Annotated in this window: 13 protein-coding genes; 7 read left to right on the forward strand and 6 right to left on the reverse strand. The window is 61.4% G+C overall.

Features of this window, described 5'->3' with window-relative positions:
• Positions 1-149 precede the first annotated feature (149 nt).
• Positions 150-1,223 (reverse strand): purine nucleoside permease, encoded by a 1,074-nt coding sequence (locus tag M0D66_RS34395; RefSeq protein WP_200654363.1) that lies wholly within the window; start codon positions 1,221-1,223, stop codon positions 150-152.
• Between the two features lie 238 nt (positions 1,224-1,461).
• On the opposite strand from M0D66_RS34395, the gene M0D66_RS34400 reads away from it, so the two are divergent.
• Positions 1,462-2,442: an aldo/keto reductase gene (locus M0D66_RS34400; RefSeq protein WP_211707149.1), complete on the forward strand. Its 981-nt coding sequence runs from the start codon at positions 1,462-1,464 to the stop codon at positions 2,440-2,442.
• Between the two features lie 115 nt (positions 2,443-2,557).
• Here M0D66_RS34400 and M0D66_RS34405 read toward each other — a convergent pair whose 3' ends face one another.
• The 4 genes from M0D66_RS34405 to M0D66_RS34420 form a co-directional block, all read right to left on the reverse strand.
• The gene (locus M0D66_RS34405; RefSeq protein ID WP_054043383.1) at positions 2,558-3,463 is read right to left on the reverse strand and encodes a cation diffusion facilitator family transporter; all 906 of its coding nucleotides are present in this window, start codon (positions 3,461-3,463) and stop codon (positions 2,558-2,560) included.
• 156 nt (positions 3,464-3,619) lie between these two features.
• Positions 3,620-8,461: an NAD-glutamate dehydrogenase gene (locus M0D66_RS34410; protein WP_211707150.1), complete on the reverse strand. Its 4,842-nt coding sequence runs from the start codon at positions 8,459-8,461 to the stop codon at positions 3,620-3,622.
• A 145-nt stretch (positions 8,462-8,606) separates the two neighbouring features.
• The gene (locus M0D66_RS34415; protein WP_200654366.1) at positions 8,607-9,383 is read right to left on the reverse strand and encodes an alpha/beta fold hydrolase; all 777 of its coding nucleotides are present in this window, start codon (positions 9,381-9,383) and stop codon (positions 8,607-8,609) included.
• The gene (locus M0D66_RS34420; RefSeq protein WP_200654367.1) at positions 9,380-10,414 is read right to left on the reverse strand and encodes a M14 family zinc carboxypeptidase; all 1,035 of its coding nucleotides are present in this window, start codon (positions 10,412-10,414) and stop codon (positions 9,380-9,382) included. Before M0D66_RS34420 ends, M0D66_RS34415 begins: the two co-directional genes overlap by 4 nt.
• Positions 10,415-10,706: 292 nt before the next feature.
• On the opposite strand from M0D66_RS34420, the gene phnC reads away from it, so the two are divergent.
• From phnC to M0D66_RS34450, 6 genes are all read left to right on the forward strand, one after another.
• Positions 10,707-11,603 (forward strand): phosphonate ABC transporter ATP-binding protein, encoded by an 897-nt coding sequence (phnC, locus tag M0D66_RS34425; protein ID WP_200622198.1) that lies wholly within the window; start codon positions 10,707-10,709, stop codon positions 11,601-11,603.
• A 42-nt stretch (positions 11,604-11,645) separates the two neighbouring features.
• Complete coding sequence (gene phnD / locus M0D66_RS34430; protein WP_211707151.1) at positions 11,646-12,623, forward strand: phosphonate ABC transporter substrate-binding protein; 978 nt, start codon at positions 11,646-11,648, stop codon at positions 12,621-12,623.
• Positions 12,620-13,459 (forward strand): phosphonate ABC transporter, permease protein PhnE, encoded by an 840-nt coding sequence (gene phnE, locus M0D66_RS34435; protein WP_200572676.1) that lies wholly within the window; start codon positions 12,620-12,622, stop codon positions 13,457-13,459. Before phnD ends, phnE begins: the two co-directional genes overlap by 4 nt.
• Before the next feature lie 277 nt (positions 13,460-13,736).
• Positions 13,737-14,573: a DMT family transporter gene (locus M0D66_RS34440; protein ID WP_211707152.1), complete on the forward strand. Its 837-nt coding sequence runs from the start codon at positions 13,737-13,739 to the stop codon at positions 14,571-14,573.
• A gap of 88 nt (positions 14,574-14,661) precedes the next feature.
• Positions 14,662-15,120: a helix-turn-helix domain-containing protein gene (locus M0D66_RS34445; RefSeq protein ID WP_200622201.1), complete on the forward strand. Its 459-nt coding sequence runs from the start codon at positions 14,662-14,664 to the stop codon at positions 15,118-15,120.
• A 3-nt stretch (positions 15,121-15,123) separates the two neighbouring features.
• On the forward strand, positions 15,124-15,696 hold the full coding sequence (locus tag M0D66_RS34450) for a PIN domain-containing protein (RefSeq protein ID WP_211707153.1): 573 nt from the start codon (positions 15,124-15,126) through the stop codon (positions 15,694-15,696).
• 31 nt (positions 15,697-15,727) lie between these two features.
• Here M0D66_RS34450 and M0D66_RS34455 read toward each other — a convergent pair whose 3' ends face one another.
• Positions 15,728-17,245, reverse strand: a complete 1,518-nt coding sequence (locus M0D66_RS34455) for a PLP-dependent aminotransferase family protein (RefSeq protein WP_211707154.1) — start codon at positions 17,243-17,245, stop codon at positions 15,728-15,730.
• Positions 17,246-17,362: the final 117 nt, after the last annotated feature.

Below are 17,362 nucleotides of genomic sequence, written 5' to 3' on the forward strand. Positions count from 1 at the left end.
CGCTTTCTTTTGCCTACTTTTCTTTGCGGCGGCAAAGAAAAGTAGGTGCCCCCCCCCGCACAGGGGCAACGCTAATAAACCACTAACAATTCAAGGAAAGCCCAAAGCCCCAGGAACACGGACAATAAGCGCCGCCAAAGGCAAAAAACCTACCTCTTAGGCACCCCTTGCCGCCACTCCCCCCAATGAGTAGCAATATCCTGCACAAGCGGATTCCCCGACCTATACAGGTTCTCAATAGCAATCGTAAAGCCCCCCTGCGCCGCATAGTTGAGCAGGTTATCAGCACTAGTCTGCCCGTCATATGGCCGATCAAAATCAGACCCAGCCCGCAGCACCGCAACGCGGCTCAGGTCAACCTTATGCACCGAGGCCGCGCGCTTAAGCGCCTCATACGTCGCGTTATCCTCCTGCTGCGTCGTGCAATACACCCCATTGCCATCCGTCAGGATCTTGGTCCAATCCCGCGCCCGCTGCCCAAGTAGCGTCCCCGACCACCAGGTATCACCCGCGAGCGTGTCGCATTGAATGACCGTAGGCGGCCGATTCGCCGGCGCATATGAATACTTGGCTCGCGCAGCCTGCGCCTGAGCGTTATCGGACAGCACAACACTGCGCGACAAAGCAAACGCCGTATCGGCTAGCTGGGTATTCAACTGGAACACCTCCGTCCGATAGTCGAGCGGTGGCTTAGCCGTCGGACTCGTGGTGTTGATCCCCAGGTATCCAGTATTCCAGCCAGGCGGAATCTCCCGCCCATCGATCTCCCACTGAATCCCGAAGTCGACCAGGTACTTCGCCCACGCGGCGGATCCAACCGTGCCTTGCTGCGGATCGATCCCGGCAATCCCCGCCACCATAAAGTACGTATGCCGCAAATCGAAACGCGATGAAAACGTCAATGCCATAATCGACGCGGCAGCGTTGCTATGCCCCATGCCCGTCGTCATGACGCACACGTCCTGCTTATTGCAATGAACCGTCGGGTAGTCGGGCGATAAGCCATCGACCGTAATCTCGCGCCATGGACCCAGCCGATCGAGCCATACCTGCCCTTCCGGTCCAAACATCGAAATGATCATCACCTTGACCGGCCGCCCGTGCGAGCCGCCGTCGCCTTGCGAGAAACCATCGTTGTCGTCCGCGCTGGCAGGGCCGGATGTAAAGGCGGCGCAGGCCGCGAGTGCAATGGCAGAGATTGCGCCAAGTGTGCGAGTCAGCATCGTAATTCTTCCTTTTTGCTTGTGATGCAGATTGGGAGAAAGGCCGCTTTCAAGCCGAAAGAAGTATAGATGCGAAGAAATTATTTTCCACTACGTATTGCAGCAAGTCACCCACCGCGACTGAACTCCGCTGACCCGCGCGTTTGATCTGCCCTCCAGCACGTCAACGCGTCCGTTCCTATAATGGAGGGTCGTCAGCACGCACCGCGTTTGTGCACTTCAACACAGGAGCACCTCGATGGACTATGTGAAACTGGGCCGCACCGGCCTCGATGTATCGCGTCTTTGTCTCGGCTGCATGAGTTACGGCGTGCCCGCTCGCGGCACCCACCCCTGGTCGCTCGACGATGAAGCGGCGCGCCCCTTTATCAAGCAGGCGCTCGACCACGGCATCAATTTCTTCGATACCGCCAACGTTTACTCGGACGGCACCAGCGAGGAAATCGTCGGCCGCGCATTGAAGGACTTTGCGAAACGCGGCGAGATCGTGCTGGCCACCAAGGTGAATAGCCGCATGCATCCGGGCCCGAACGGCGCGGGTCTGTCGCGCAAGGCGATCATGGCGGAAATCGACAACAGCCTGAGGCGTCTCGGTACGGACTACGTCGATCTGTATCAGATCCACCGCTGGGACTACGACACACCGATCGAAGAAACCATGGAGGCGCTGCACGACGTGGTGAAGGCCGGCAAGGCGCGCTATATCGGTGCGTCGTCGATGTATGCGTGGCAGTTTGCCAAGGCATTGCATGTGGCTGAACGCAATGGCTGGACGCGCTTCGTGACGATGCAGAACTACGTGAATCTGCTCTATCGCGAGGAAGAGCGGGAGATGCTGCCGCTGTGCGAAAGCGAAGGCATCGGCGTCATTCCATGGAGCCCGCTGGCACGCGGACGCCTGACGCGCGACTGGAACACTGAAAGCGCACGCTCCGAGACCGACGAATTCGGCCGCACTCTGTACGCACATACCGAAGACGCGGACCGCCGGATCGTGGAGCGCGTCAGCCAGATTGCGAAGGAACGCGGTGTGCCGCGTGCGCAAGTCGCGCTAGCCTGGGTGTTGCAGAAGAAGCCGATCACCGCGCCTATCGTCGGCGCGACCAAGCTGCATCATCTCGACGATGCGGTCGCAGCACTGACGTTGAATCTGAGCGCGGACGAGATCCGCCAATTGGAAGAGCTGTACGTGCCACATGCGGTGACCGGTTTCAAATAAGCAGCCAGTGCACTGGCCAGCGGACGCGAAAGTAAGGGCCGTCCCAAGCGGAGACACTAGCGCGATCCGCTCGCCACCGACGAACCGGACATATCCCCGCCAGCAAAACAACGCATCAAACCCGCGGCACGTCCGGTTCGAAAAACACCCAGCGTACTTGCGGAAATGCCTCCTGCAAGTCCGCTTCGATCACGTTGATCGCGTCGACCATCGCGCGGCCGCTCGCGTAGTCGATCATTTCCGCCTGCACCGCCACCACCACGTGACGGCCCCACTGCAGCGTAATCATGTTGATGATGCTGCGAATCTCGGAGCGGCCGCGCAGATGCGTCTCGATCGCGCGGCGCACTTCCGGGCTCGCCGATTCGCCGACGATCATCGACTTCACTTCGCGCGCCACCAGCCACGCAATCACCATCAGCAACACGCCGACGCCGATGGAGCCCAGTGCGTCGTAGACGGGATTGCCGGTCACCATCGTCAGCAACACGGCGACAAAGGCGATCGCAAGACCCGCCAGCGCGGCAATGTCCTCGCCGGCCACCACCAGCAGTTCGGACTCGCGCGTTTCGCGAAACCAGCGCCACAGATGTTTGTCGGGATGCGACTTGCGGATCTCCTTCACCGCGCCCCACAAGGAAAGCGTTTCGAGCACCACCGAAACGCCCAGTACGACGAGCGCCACATAGGCATACTGCAAAGGCTCGCGCGCGAATAGACGATGCACGCCTTCGTAAACCGAAAACGCGCCGCCCACAAAAAACAGCAGCAATGCCACCAGCAGCGAATAGAAATTGATCTCGCGGCCACCGCCCATAGGATGCAAGGGGCTTGCCGGCTTGCGCGCTTCGCGCAAGCCGAATAGCAGCAGCAACTGGTTACCGCAGTCGGCGGTCGAATGAATGGCTTCGGCGAACATCGAGCCGGAGCCGGTGAACGCGGCAGCAGCGAACTTGCAGATAGCGATGCCGAGGTTGGCGGCAAGCGCATAGAAAATGGCTTTCGGCGATTCTTCTTTCATCGTCGTGGAGAGGGTCCGTGAGTTTGCAGAGCGCTTTCGGTTGGCAATAGTTCGTATTATGGACATGCCAGGTAGCATGCGTCCAACCCCGGCGCTGTTCCGCGCCGGGTTCTGTGACGTATGCAGCACATCTGCTTGCTCTCGCGCCCCGTCGTGCTATGCCCTTTCGAGCGCGGCCATCTCCCGCACGATCACCAGAAGCATCGACAGGCTTGCGCCGCCCGTGGCCCGCAGATCGGCAAGCAGACGCGCATAACGCTCGAGTTGCGCGGTGCGCTTCTCGCGCCATGCCTGAACCAATGCGTCCGGCGTGGATGCCTCGTCGGCGCCGGCCAGTGCGCTCGTGGTCAGCGCGCGTTTCAGGCGTGCGAGTTCCGCCAGAGCCGTGGCGCGCGCCAGCATGTCCCAGTGCGTGGGAGCCGGCAGCGCGGCCGCGCGCTCGCTGATCCAGCTGTAGTTCAGCAGCGTGCCGAGCGCGAAGTAGACGCCCGCCACGAGTTCGAGACTGCGCCCGCAAGTCGACGCCACCTCGGCGATGTCGAGCAAAGCTGCCGATATCTCTCCGCTGGCGATCCGCACTGCCAGTTCGCTATCGACGCCCGCGTCCACGAGCACGCGTTGCCGCTCGGACAGCGCGTCGAGATCGGCACTCGGCAGCAGCGCGGGCCATTGCGGCGCAAGGCGTTGCGCCGCGTCGCGGCAGCGCGCAAGCAGGCCGGCAACATCGCCGGCGCTAACCGCCCCTGATTGCAATTGCCGCAGGAACCACAGCGCCGAGCGTTCGACGAGCCGCGCCACTTCGACGAACATGCGTGCCTGCACATCGTCGGCGACACGGTTATCCAGCGCATCGATACTGCGCCACACGTCGTCGAGATCGAACACGTCGCGCGCCATGATGCAGGCGCGCACGATGTCGCCAGGCTGCGCATCGGTCTCTTCCATCAGCCGATGCACGAACTCGCAGCCCACGCGATTCACCAACGCATTGGTCAGATGCGTCGCAAGGATTTCGCGCCGCAACGGGTGACGTTGCATCGGTTCGCTAAAGCGCTGCCGCAATGGCTTCGGAAAGTATTCGATCAGCATGTCGCTGACGAGCGGGTCTTCCGGCATCGACGATTCGAGCAGCGCGTCGTAGAGCCACATCTTGCTATACGCAAGCAGCACCGCGCGTTCGGGCGTGGTGAGCCCTTGTTTCGCGGCCTGGCGCTCGGCGACTTCTTCATCGGTCGGCAAGAACTCGATCACGCGGTTCAGACGGCCCGCGCGTTCGAGATAACGCATCAGGCGCGCTTCGGCATCGAGCAATTCGACGCCGTAGCGGCCCGCAATCGAGAGCGCCTGGGTCTGGTAATAGTTGTCCTGCAAGACGAGCAAGCCGACTTCATCGGTCATTTCCGCGAGCAGTGCATTGCGCTGTTTCTCGGTCATTTCGCCATCCGAGACAACCAGCCCCAGCAGAATCTTGATGTTGACCTCGTGGTCCGAACAGTCGACCCCGGCGGAGTTGTCGATCGCATCGGTATTGATACGACCGCCGCGTTGGGCGAACTCGATACGCCCGAGTTGCGTAAGACCGAGATTGCCGCCTTCCGCGACGACCTTGCAGTGCAGATCGGCGCCGTTGACACGGATCGCGTCGTTGGCGCGGTCGCCCACCTGCAGATGCGTTTCGCGGCTCGCCTTCACATAGGTGCCGATACCGCCGTTGTAGAGCAGATCGACCGGCGCCTGCAGAATCGCGCGCATCAATTCAGCGGGCGCGAGCGCCGGCGCGCTGATGCCAAGCACCGACTGCACGGCTGGAGACAACGGAATCGTCTTGGCGGTGCGCGGAAACACGCCGCCGCCCGCCGAGATCAGCGACGGGTCGTAGTCGGCCCAACTCGACCGGTCAAGCCCGAAAAGTCGCCCGCGCTCGGCAAGGCTTACCGCCGGATCGGGATTCGGATCGAGAAAGATATGCCGATGATCGAACGCGGCGACCAGCCTGATATGCGGCGAGAGCAGCATGCCGTTGCCGAATACATCGCCCGACATATCGCCGACGCCCACGACCGTGAAGTCGGTCGCTTGCGTATCGACGCCCATTTCGCGGAAGTGCCGTTTGACCGACTCCCATGCGCCGCGCGCCGTGATCGCCATTTTCTTGTGGTCATAACCGACCGAACCGCCCGACGCAAAGGCATCGTCGAGCCAGAAACCGTATTCCTGGGAGATCGCGTTCGCGTAGTCGGAGAAGGTGGCGGTACCCTTGTCGGCGGCGACGACCAGATAGGGATCGTCGGGGTCATGCCGCACCACATCGGGCGGCGGCACCACCGTCGTACCCGTGAGGTTGTCGGTCAAATCGAGCAGGCCGCGCAAGAACGTCTGATAGCAGGCGATGCCTTCACGCATCCACGCATCGCGTTCGGTCTGCGGCGGCGGATTCTTCACGACAAAACCGCCTTTGGAGCCAACCGGCACGATCACCACGTTCTTGACCATCTGCGCCTTCATCAAGCCGAGCACTTCCGTGCGGAAGTCCTCACGCCGATCCGACCAGCGCAGGCCGCCGCGCGCAACCCGGCCGCCGCGCAAATGCACGCCTTCCACACGCGGCGAGTACACCCAGATTTCGAACATCGGTTTCGGTTCGGGCAAACCGGGCACCTGGGCGGGATTGAATTTGAACGACAGATACGGTTTCGGATGGCCGTCGGCGTCGAAACGATAGTAGTTCGTGCGCTGTGTGGCCTTGATGACGCCGAGGAATTGCCGGAGTATCCGATCCTCATCGAGATTCGGCACCTGATCGAGCGCGCTGTCGATCGTCTTCAGCAAGCTATCGACACGGGCCTCACGTGTGTCGCCAAGCACCGGATCGAAACGTGCAATGAACAACTCGACCAGCATGCGGGCAATCGCCGGATTGCCGGTCACCGCGCGTTCGATATAAGCGTCGCTGAACGTCGAACCCACTTGCCGCAGGTACTTGGCGTAGGCACGCAGAATCGTCACCTCGCGCGCACTCAGTTGCGCGCGCAACACTAGGCGGTTGAAATCATCGCTTTCGATTCCGCCGGTCCACACCTGTTCGAACGCATCTTCGAAAAGATCCTTCACCCGTTCGATATCGAACTCCGCATCGTCCGCGAGTTCAAGGCCGAAATCGTGAATCCAGGCAGGCGTGGCGTCGAGTGCTTCGATCAGATAAGGCCGCTCTTCATCGACACGCACACCGAGATGTTCGAGCATCGGCAAGCTGCGCGACAAGGCAATAGGCAAGCCCGCACGATAAACCTTGAAACGGAACGCGCGCGGCCCTGATTCGATCGGGCGGTACAGGTTCATGGCGAGCCGCTCGCTGCCCTGCACGCGTTCGATCAGCTCGATATCGCGCACCGCGGTACGGGCCGGATAATCGTCGCGATAGCCGGGAGGAAACGAATCCGCATAGTGTTGCAGGAGACGGTTGCCCTGCTCTTCGCCGAATGCATCGAGCAACGCGTCGGCGAGATCGTCCTGCCAGCGGCGCGTAACGTGAACGAGGCGCGCTTCGAGCTCACGCGTATCGACATGAGGCATGCCCCCGGGCTTCGCATGCACGACGAAGTGAATACGCGCGAGTGTCGACTCCGACAACAAGGGCGTGAATTCGACACTTTCCCCGTTGAACGCATCGGTCAGCAGATTGGCGATGCGCTGCCGCAGATCGGTGTTGTACTTGTCACGCGGCACGAACACGAGACACGACACGAATCGGTCGAAACGGTCGCGTCGGACGAACATCCGCGTGCGTTGATGCTCCTGCAAACGCAGCACGCCCAGCGCGATATCGTAGAGCTGGTCTTCGTCGGCCTGAAACAGTTCGTCACGTGGATAGGTTTCGAGCACCGTCACCAGTGATTTGGCCAGGTGGCCCTTGGGCAGGAAACCGGCCCGCCGTACGATGTTCGCGCATTTGCGCCGTACGATCGGAATCTCCGCCGCCGACACCAGGTACGCGGTGGACGTATACAGACCGATAAAGCGCCGCTCGCCGGTCACCTTGCCGTCCGCACCGGTCAGCTTGATGCCAACGTAATCCAGATAGCCCGGCCGATGCACCGTCGCGCGCGAGTTGGCCTTGGTCAGGAAAATGGGCGACGAGCCGGAGATGATATCGGCCGCCGCCGGTGGCAATGGCGTGATTTCCGCTGCGCCCGCGGGACGCAACTCGTCGCGCAGAATGCCGAGGCCCGAGCCGGGTACCGCACGCAGGCCAAAGCCGATATCGTGCTGCACCAATTCATAGTCGCGCTGGCCAAGAAATGTGAAATGATCGGCCACCATCCATTCGAGGAACGCGCGGGCTTCCATACCTTCCGGCCCTGCCTCGCCGGCCTTCATGCCTTTGACGGTGACGCGCGCGAGTTCGACGATCTTCGGCCAATCCTCCACTGCGGCGCGCACGTCGCGCAGCACTCTTGCGATCTCGTCACGCAATGCGTCGAGTTTCGCTGCGTCGCCGCAACGGTCGACCTCGAAGTGAATGAACGAAGCAAGCTGCGAGCGCGTATCGGCGGCATCTTCAGCGCCCTGACCCACGCGCACAATGCTGCCGTCCGGTCCGCGCCAGATGCGGAACACCGGATGCACGACTGAATGCAGTGCGAGCCCGAGGCGGTTGACCGCCATCGATACCGAATCGACCAGGAACGGCATATCGTCGTTGACGATCTCGATCACGGTGTGATCGGAATGCCAGCCATGCTGTTCGAGTATCGGGTTGTAGACACGCAGCCGTTCGCTGCCTGGCACGAAGCGCTGCGCGGTTTGCCAATGGGCAAGCGCTGCGCCGTAAAGATCAGCGATGGAGCGGCTTTGAAGATCGTCGGCGTCGACGAAATCGTAGTAGTGCCGCAGGAAAGGCTCGACGACTTTGAAGGTTGGCTCCGGCAATCGTCCACGCGCAAATTCAAAGACATCGTTCAGCAGGTGCGTGACGGCTTCTTCATTCTTTGCTTGCATGATCAACTCCCCCGGCGGGCGGCAATAGCGAGTATCGCTTGATTCGCATGCATCGTCTGAACGAGGATTATGCGCCTGCCACCTGGAAATCGATGCGCGAGCTCACTTAGGTTATACCCGCTGCCGGAGAACGTGCCGCCTCCGTTTAAAGCGCGGCCTTCAATTCGCCAGCCTCCTGCCTCAGCCATGCCTGAACCTGTTCGCTGGTCCAGGCCGGATCATCGTGCGGCAGGTCGTGACCGGCCCATTGATGCTCGCGGTGCGCTGCGCCCCAGGCTGCCGCGAGTTTGGCCGAACACACCGGATTGACCAGTTTATCGGCGCGTGAAGAGAGAATCAGCAACGGGCAATGCGGTTTCGCCGCAGCCGCACTAAAGCGCGCGGCGGCCCAAAGCTGCCGCAACGCATTGCCGCGGCTCACCGGCGCGCTGCGGCGAATTTCGCTCCATGCATCGAGATCGGCGCCCAGCGTTTCGACGTTGTTGCATGTCAGTCGATGAATGCCGCTTTCCGCGCGCGTTGCATCGCGCCAGTGTGCTGCGACGCCCAGCAGGCCAGGCCATGCTGATGGACGCAAGCGCTCGTGCATGCGGCTGAACGGCCTCATGCTGGTATTGATCAACACGAGCCGCTCGATCTCGCCGGGATGCCGTTGTGCCCAGTCGGTCGCCACCATGCCGCCGAGCGACATCGCCAGCACGCGATAGGGACCTGCCGCGCCCGTTTGCAATGCAGCAATCCGCACGAAGCCCACCATATCCTCGACCGTGGCCGGTGCGCGCAAGTTAGTGAACTCGCCATTGCCGGGCAGATCGAGCAGCAACAAGCGATCCGTGCCGGTCGCCTCGCGCAACAAGCCGGGCAAACGACCCCAGTGGCGTGATTCGCGCGTCAGTCCACGCAAAAGAATCCACGTGCTCATAGCGCTTCCGGCATGGTCCAGTGATCGATCGCGCTTTGCAGCAGTTCCTCGCGACGATTGCCTTGCGGCAGCCAGCGTTGCGAAGAGAACGCTGCGCGCGCGAGAAAATCCAGCAGATTCGCGTGACGCCTCAGCACACGTGCCGTGCGATGCGCCTTGACTGGATTGAACATGCCCTGGCGCGAAAACAGCTGGCGCGGATTCTTCTTGATCCACAGCCACGAACCGAGTTCGAGCGTCATCGGCAGGAAGACGTTGGGCGGCGGCGTACGGTCGTACGCGAAGTCCCACAGATCGCCATGCAACAGATACTGGTGGCTCTGCGGTTCGAACGCGTAGCCATGATGCGGATGCGCGCGCTCGAACATGGTTTTCAGCACGTACATTTCCGGCAGATGCGGCATCAGCTTGCGCGTGCGCGCATAGGGAAACCAGATGCTGTCGCGCCAGCCGTACCCCGAGTGACAGTCGAGCGCGATGCTCAGGGGCCGCGCGGCCATGTCGGTTTCGACCACCCGCAGGAGCGCCGCGGCCTCGGGCTCCATCGGCTCACCTTGCCGGCCGCGATACCACGGCAGCCATGCGCCCACCCGCTGACCACCGGCGAGTAGCGGCACGCGTTCGTCGGCGTTCTGCGGCGCATTGCGCATCAGATCGACCCCATTGGGATTGGCCCGCGTGGCGGCCCACATGCCGCCCGGATTGACGATCGGCATAAAGATCAGACGAATCGATTGCAACTGCCGCACCAGCAGCTCGTCCCATTCGAGCCGGGCGAGCAGCGCGCGCATGTAGTCGAGCACAAGTTGCGAGCCGATCCGTTCGAGTCCGTGAATGCCGCCAAAAAACCCGATTGCCGGCGCGAGCGGATCGGTTGAACCGATGCTCGCGGTGTGCACAGCGAAGTGCCGGCCCCGCACCGTTGTCTCGCAGACCGTGCGGATCTCGAAGCTGGCGCTGCCCTGGTCGAGGATCGTCTTGAGATCTTCGTACTCCGCAAAACTGTCGGGCAGAAAGCTCAAAGGCTGCATGACGACGTCGAAAAGGAACTGCAAGGTTATTGGGGACGGCTCACCGAATGACGCAATATAGCCTGGCTGCAGGTGATCATGCGCAGCCCGCCCCGCCCAATGCAAATCATGTCATGCGGGTGTCATTTTCCATTCGAATGAATGACTTCTTCCTGTCTTCCTGGCGACTCAAAAAAGACACATATAGATATAGTCGTCTAGACGTTGCGATGCCTTCACTCAACCGTCACAGACGCTTCCTAGAATGAGCCCCACACATGCCGGCAATGGCCGGATGCATGAAGGGGTACTCATGGAAGCAATTCGGGAAGCAATTCGTATCGAACGGTTGAGCAAGACGTTCGGCAACGGCCGCAAGGCGCTGGACGAAATCGATCTGCGTGTCGAGCCGGGCGAAATGGTTGCGTTGATTGGCGCCTCGGGCTCGGGCAAATCGACCCTGCTGCGGCATATCGCGGGCTTCACGGCCTCGGACGCGCAACCGTCGCAGATCGCAATTCTCGGCCGGCCGATCCAGCAGAACGGCCGCATTGTGCGCGAAGTGCGCAGCATTCGCCGCGATATCGGCTTCGTATTCCAGCAATTCAATCTGGTGAACCGGCTTTCCGTGGAGAGCAACGTGCTGATCGGCGCGCTCGCGCGGCTGCCTTTGTGGCGCCGTTTGAGCGGGCGCTTTCCGGCTGCGGAGCGGGCGTTGTCGATGGCCGCGCTCAATGAAGTCGGCATCGGCGACCATGCACGCGAGCGCGCCGCCAACCTCTCCGGCGGCCAGCAGCAACGCGCGGCATTGGCGCGTGCGCTGGTGCAACGCGCGCGCATCGTGCTCGCCGACGAACCAATCGCCTCACTCGATCCCGAATCGTCACGCCGCGTGATGGAAATGCTGCGCACCCTCAACGTCGACCATCAACTGACCGTGCTGGTGTCGCTGCATCAGGTCGACATCGCGATGCAGTACTGCCCGCGCACCGTTGCACTGCGTCGCGGCAAGGTGGTCTACGACGGCCCCTCCGCCGCGCTGAGCCCTGCCCTGCTCAAGAAACTCTACGGCGACGATGCGCGTGAACTGCTCGAAGAGGCCACCGCAGATAGTGCGGCCAATCAGGCGGACAGCAACGCACCGGCGCAGGACACCGAATCCACCTCGACGCGTTACGCATTCGCTCTCAATCCGGCGCACTCGAACTGAGCGCGCCCACTCATTCTGTTCACTCAACCGGACCTCAAAGCGATGAAATTCCTGCGTTCATTGATTACGCTGACCGTCGGCGCGGCCGCATTTGCCTGCGTCGCCACCGCACAAGCCGAGGACATCAATCTCGGCATCATCTCGACCGACTCCTCCTCCGTGCTGAAACAGCGCTGGGAGCCGCTGATCGACGACATGAACAAGCAAACCGGCCTGAACGTCAAAGCGTTCTTCGCGACCGACTACGCCGGCATCATCGAAGGCATGCGCTTTAACAAGGTACAGGTCGGTTATTTCGGCAATGCGTCGGCGATCGAAGCGGTGGATCGCTCGCAAGGCGAAGTGTTCGCGAAGGTCCTGTATCTGAATGGCGACGCCGGTTACAAGTCGGTGCTGGTCACCAACGTGAACAGCCGCTTCAAGACGCTCGACGACGTGTTCAAGAACACGAAGGACGTCACACTCGGTTTCGGCGATCCGAACTCCACCTCGGGCACGCTGATCCCCGGCTATTACCTGTTCGCCCAGCACAAGACGCCGGTCAACACCTCGTTCAAGGCCGTGCTGCCGTCGAGCCACGAAGCAAATCTGCTGGCTGTCGTGAACAACAAGATCGACATCGCGACGAACAACACCGAGATGCTCGACACGCTGAAGAAGCAGCATCCGGACAAGTTTGCGCAAGTGCGCGTGTTGTGGACGTCGCCGCTGATTCCGTCGGATCCGCTCGTATGGCGCAAGGATCTGCCGCAAGCCACCAAGGACAAGATCCGCAACTTCTTCGTGAACTACGGCAAGACCGATCCGCATGAAAAACAGGTGATGGCTGCCATCACGGGCTACGCCGGCTTCGCGGCATCGTCGGATGAGCAGTTGCTGCCGATTCGCCAGGTCGCGCTGTTCCAGCAGAAGCAGAAGATCGAGAGCGACGAGCATCTTTCCGACGACGACCGCAAGACCCAACTGGCCGCACTCGACGCCAAGCTGAGCGCACTCAACACCGCCGTAGCCAAGCAATGAACACTGTTGATCTGATCACGTCGCCCACGCGTGCGAGCGAAGCGCTCGCCGCGCAGGCGGCGCGCGCTACTCCCGCTGCGGGCAAACGCAGCTGGCTGTCGCTTATCGGCTGGATCGCCGTGCTCGCCGTGTTGGGTGGCGCCTGGCACGGTGCGGATATGCGGCCGCTCGACCTGCTCTCCGACTCCGGCAACATGGGCCAGTTCGCCAAGGACTTCTTCCCACCGGACTTCACCGAATGGCGCAGCTATCTGCACGAGATGTATGTGACGCTGTCGGTGGCGGTGTGGGGCACGGCCCTCTCGCTAGTGTGCGCTGTGCCGTGTGGGCTGATGTCCGCGCACAACATGGCGCCGATGTGGGTCGTGCAGCCGATGCGTCGCATGATGGACGCGTGCCGCGCGATCAATGAAATGGTCTTCGCGATGCTGTTCATCGTCGCGGTGGGGCTCGGGCCGTTCGCCGGCGTGCTGGCATTGTGGGTGCATACCACCGGTGTGCTCGCCAAGCTCTTCGCCGAAGCGGTCGAGGCAATCGATCCGCGTCCGGCCGAAGGCGTGCGCGCTACCGGCGCGACCAGTCTCGACGAAATCATTTACGGCGTGCTGCCGCAAGTGCTGCCGTTGTGGATCTCGTACGCGCTATATCGCTTCGAATCGAACGTGCGCTCGGCGATGGTGGTCGGCATGGTCGGCGCGGGCGGGATCGGCGTGGTGCTGTACGAGGCGATCCGCTCGTTCAATTATGCGCAGACGGCCGCGGTAATGATCATGGTGATCGTGGTCGTGACAGTGATCGATCTGGCGTCCGCGTGGCTGCGCGAACGCGTGACGTAACCGCTTCACGATTCCTGAATGCCAGGGGGTTGGCGAAACGCGCTTCGCCAACCCTCGTTCAGGTCGCTTCGATACGGTGTGCCGATGTGTAAGTGCGCCATAGTACAAGCGTTGCGCCAGAGTTAAGCGGCGGGCTCCTGGCGTCATAAATTACCCGCCTTTGCCACACAAAACCCCTTCACTTTAGTCGTCCACCTCTCCATTCCGGCGTTCTGCTGGAATAATCACGTGCTTGCAGCCGGCGCGCTGGCCTTCTTTCTCCCTTCCCTAGTTTCTGATGGACACCTTTGTCGTCTTGCTGGTGCTGCTCTCCGCGCTGCTTCACGCTACCTGGAACGCGTTTCTGCATCTATCCGAAGACCGCGTATGGCTGCTTGGCATGATGGCGATTCCGTATGTCGCTGTCAGCGCGGTCGGCGTGATCGTGCTTCCTTTGCCTGCACCTGAGGCGTGGCCTTATATCTTCGCGTCGGTCGTACTCGAATTCGGCTACCTGCTGGCACTGATTCGCGCTTACAAAAGCGGTGACTTCGGGCAAATCTATCCGATCGCACGCGGTCTTTCGCCGATGCTGGTATTCGTCGGCGCGCTGGTCTTCGCGCATGAATCGCTCAAGCCGTTGGCGGCCATCGGCGTAGCGCTGGTGTCGCTCGGCATCGTCTCACTCGCGTTCCGCCGCGGCATGCGTTTTTCCGGCGAAAGCGTGCCATTCGCGCTGCTGACGGGCTTCTTTATCGCCACGTATTCGGTCGTCGATGGAATCGGTGCACGCGTGGCGGGCAACGGCCTGAGCTACATCATGTGGGTCTATCTGATCTGGAATATCCCGCAGTTTCTGCTTGCGTGGCATTGGCGCGGCGGCGCGAAGGGGTTGTTCATCGGCCGCAAGGTGGTGCTCAAGGGCATCGCGTCCGGTGTGCTCGCACTCACCGCCTATTGCCTGATCATCGAGGCCTACCGCTATCTGCCAATTGCGATGGTCTCCGCGCTGCGTGAGCTCAGTTCAATCTTCGCGGTGCTGATCGGCTGGCTGTTTATGAGGGAGAAGCTCACCACGCGGCGGATCCTGGCCTGCGCGCTGGTTACGCTGGGGGCTGTGTTGATTCGGATTTGAGGGACTGCCGCATCTGCTCATGCCCGTTTCGTTTATTGCGATTTCGAATATTTCGATTTACAATACCGAATTCGAAAGGAACCGCGCCATGAACACCTCGATCCACCCTACGCCGCTACCGTCAGCGCAAGAGGCTGAGCTCGCCCGTGTCTCCGGCCGGAATCTGTCTGTCGTGCTTTCAAGCCGCGCCGAAACGCAACAGTTCGACTTCAAGGACAGCAAGGGCGAAACGCGCAGCGTGGAGTTGCCGACATCGGTCGTCCGCCTGATCGTCGACGTCCTCGCGGAAATCGGCCAGGGCAACGCCGTGTCGATCATCCCTATTCACGCCGAGTTGACTACGCAGGAAGCGGCCGATCTGCTTAACGTGTCGCGGCCATACTTCGTCCAGTTGCTGGAGAAGAAAGAAATCCCTTTCCGGAAGGTCAATACGCATCGGCGAGTGCGTTATGAAGACGTGATGGCGTATAAGGATCGAATCGATTCGGAGCGGCGCAAGGCCCTGGACGAACTCGCGGCGTTGTCGCAGGAAATGGGTTTGGAATAATCGATGTCGTCACATTTCACCGCGATCTACGACGCTTGCGTTCTGTACTCCCAACCATTACGAAATCTGCTAATGCGTCTCGCGCTAACCGACCTCTATCGTGCGCGCTGGACGCCGGCCATTCATGACGAGTGGACCCGCAATCTGATTGCGAACCGTCCTGACCTCGACCCGGTCAAGATCTATCGCGTCCGCGACCTGATGGACGCGCATGTGCGGGATGCCTTGGTCGACAACTATGAGCATCTGATGCCGGCCATCGATTTGCCGGATCCTGGTGATGCACATGTGGTCGCCGCCGCCGTGCATTGCGGCGCGGAACTCATCGTCACGTTCAACCTGAAGGATTTTCCAGTCGAGGCCTTGAGCACATTCAACGTGGCCGCTCAGCATCCTGATGACTTCATTGCTGATCTCTTCGACCTGAACCAAGCCAAGGTTCTCGAAGCGATGGCTGAACACAGAAAGTCGTTGAAAAATCCGCCCAAGTCCGTCGAAGAATACCTCGACACGCTTGCCGGCCTGGGCCTCACTCAAACCGTTTCAATGGTCCGCCCCTACAGCATCGCTATCTGAAAAGCGCCCCCGCCCGCCCTCAAGTCCACGCTCACGCAAACTGCACAAGCGTCGTGTCAATCGCCTCAGCCAGCGTATTGAACGCCGGCGCGATCTCCTCGTCCGGCACACATGCGTAGCCAATCAACAAACCCGAAGGTGCCAGCGACGGCTGCGCGTAATACCCCGACAACGGCCGTACGACGATATTGCGCTCCAGTGCCGCCATAGCCACCGCGCGGTCGCTACTGCCCTCTGGAAATTGCATCACCAGGTGTAAACCGGCATCGCCGCCCACGGCCGGCAGCGCATCGCCATAACGCTGCGCTGCAACGTCCAGCAGGGTCTGACGACGCTGCCCGTAGAGCGTGCGCATCTTGCGGATATGCGACGTGAAATGCCCTTCCGCGATGAACTCCGCGAGCATCGCCTGCTGCAACAACTGCCCTTCCCGATACAACTCCGCGCTCGCGGTCGCAAAGCTCTCGGCCAGCGCTTCGGGGACGACCAGGTAGCCGATGCGCAAGCCCGGAAAGAGCGTCTTGCCGAAGCTGCCCACGTAAATCACCTGCCCGGATCTATCCAGACCTTGCAACGATGCGAGCGGCCGGCTGCCGTAGCGGTATTCGCTGTCGTAGTCGTCTTCAATGATCCAGCACTGATTCTGCCGCGCGTACTCGAGCAGCATGCGGCGCCGCGCGAGGCTCATCACCATGCCCAGCGGATATTGATGCGACGGCGTGACGAGCATCAGCTTCGGCGGCTGCGCGAGATCGTCGGCTGAGGGATTGATGCCTTCTTCGTCGACGGCGATCGGTCGCGATTGCAGGCCGGACACGTGCAGCACGCTGCGCACGCCCCAATAGCAAGGGTCTTCGGTCCAGATCACGTCGCCCGGATCGGATAGCAGGCGCACCGCCAGGTCGACCGACTGGTGGATCCCGGTCGTGACAATGATCTGCTCGGGCGTACAACGCACCGAGCGCGACGTCCGCAAGTAGTCCGCCAACGCGTGCCGCAAAGAAGCCAGCCCGCCGCCCGGCGCGTAGGTCAGCAGGTCCGGGCGCGGCCGGCGCCAATACTTGTTGTGCAGGCGGCTCCACACGCGCGCGGGAAACTTCGTGACATCCGGCACGCCGGGCATGAACGCGCCCCATTGCCGCTTCGAGACACCTGCCCCCGAAATGAGCCTCGTGCCACGCGTGGACAACGCGCGGCTGCCCTGCAAAGGCAGCGGCAAAGGCAACGACTCGAGCGGCGCGGCCAACGCCTCGGCATCGGGCACGCCGACGATCTCGTCCGGCGCGCTTTCGGCGACGAACGTGCCGCGGCCGGTTGCCGAATTCACATAGCCTTCGAGCACCAACTGCTCGTACACCTGCGTGACGGTATTGCGGCCGATGCCCAATTCCTGCGCTAATAGACGCGACGACGGCACCCTACTGCCCGCCGGCAATTCACGCGACAGAATCGCTTGCTGCAACAGCCGATGCAGCTGACGATAGATCGGCTGGCCGTTGCCACGGTCAAGGCGCTGCGCCAGCCAGTCGGACAAAACGCTCGCGCGCATGATTGGCTCCTACATTTTTATTGAAATGGCTCTGAAGTTAAGAGCCAAATCTCATTATAGTCGCTGCATGTGCTGCGCTGAGCGTGCGGCGTCCGTTGGCGGCACCCCCGCAAAAAC

This window comes from Paraburkholderia sp. SECH2 (genome assembly GCF_030464795.1).
GTDB classification, from domain to species: domain Bacteria; phylum Pseudomonadota; class Gammaproteobacteria; order Burkholderiales; family Burkholderiaceae; genus Paraburkholderia; species Paraburkholderia aspalathi.

Coding starts and splice junctions, on each gene's coding strand:
- M0D66_RS34395 (WP_200654363.1), bottom strand. CDS start 1,223: ATGCTGACTCGCACACTTGGCGCAATCTCTGCCATTGCACTCGCGGCC.
- M0D66_RS34400 (WP_211707149.1), top strand. CDS start 1,462: ATGGACTATGTGAAACTGGGCCGCACCGGCCTCGATGTATCGCGTCTT.
- M0D66_RS34405 (WP_054043383.1), bottom strand. CDS start 3,463: ATGAAAGAAGAATCGCCGAAAGCCATTTTCTATGCGCTTGCCGCCAAC.
- M0D66_RS34410 (WP_211707150.1), bottom strand. CDS start 8,461: ATGCAAGCAAAGAATGAAGAAGCCGTCACGCACCTGCTGAACGATGTC.
- M0D66_RS34415 (WP_200654366.1), bottom strand. CDS start 9,383: ATGAGCACGTGGATTCTTTTGCGTGGACTGACGCGCGAATCACGCCAC.
- M0D66_RS34420 (WP_200654367.1), bottom strand. CDS start 10,414: ATGCAGCCTTTGAGCTTTCTGCCCGACAGTTTTGCGGAGTACGAAGAT.
- phnC (WP_200622198.1), top strand. CDS start 10,707: ATGGAAGCAATTCGGGAAGCAATTCGTATCGAACGGTTGAGCAAGACG.
- phnD (WP_211707151.1), top strand. CDS start 11,646: ATGAAATTCCTGCGTTCATTGATTACGCTGACCGTCGGCGCGGCCGCA.
- phnE (WP_200572676.1), top strand. CDS start 12,620: ATGAACACTGTTGATCTGATCACGTCGCCCACGCGTGCGAGCGAAGCG.
- M0D66_RS34440 (WP_211707152.1), top strand. CDS start 13,737: ATGGACACCTTTGTCGTCTTGCTGGTGCTGCTCTCCGCGCTGCTTCAC.
- M0D66_RS34445 (WP_200622201.1), top strand. CDS start 14,662: ATGAACACCTCGATCCACCCTACGCCGCTACCGTCAGCGCAAGAGGCT.
- M0D66_RS34450 (WP_211707153.1), top strand. CDS start 15,124: ATGTCGTCACATTTCACCGCGATCTACGACGCTTGCGTTCTGTACTCC.
- M0D66_RS34455 (WP_211707154.1), bottom strand. CDS start 17,245: ATGCGCGCGAGCGTTTTGTCCGACTGGCTGGCGCAGCGCCTTGACCGT.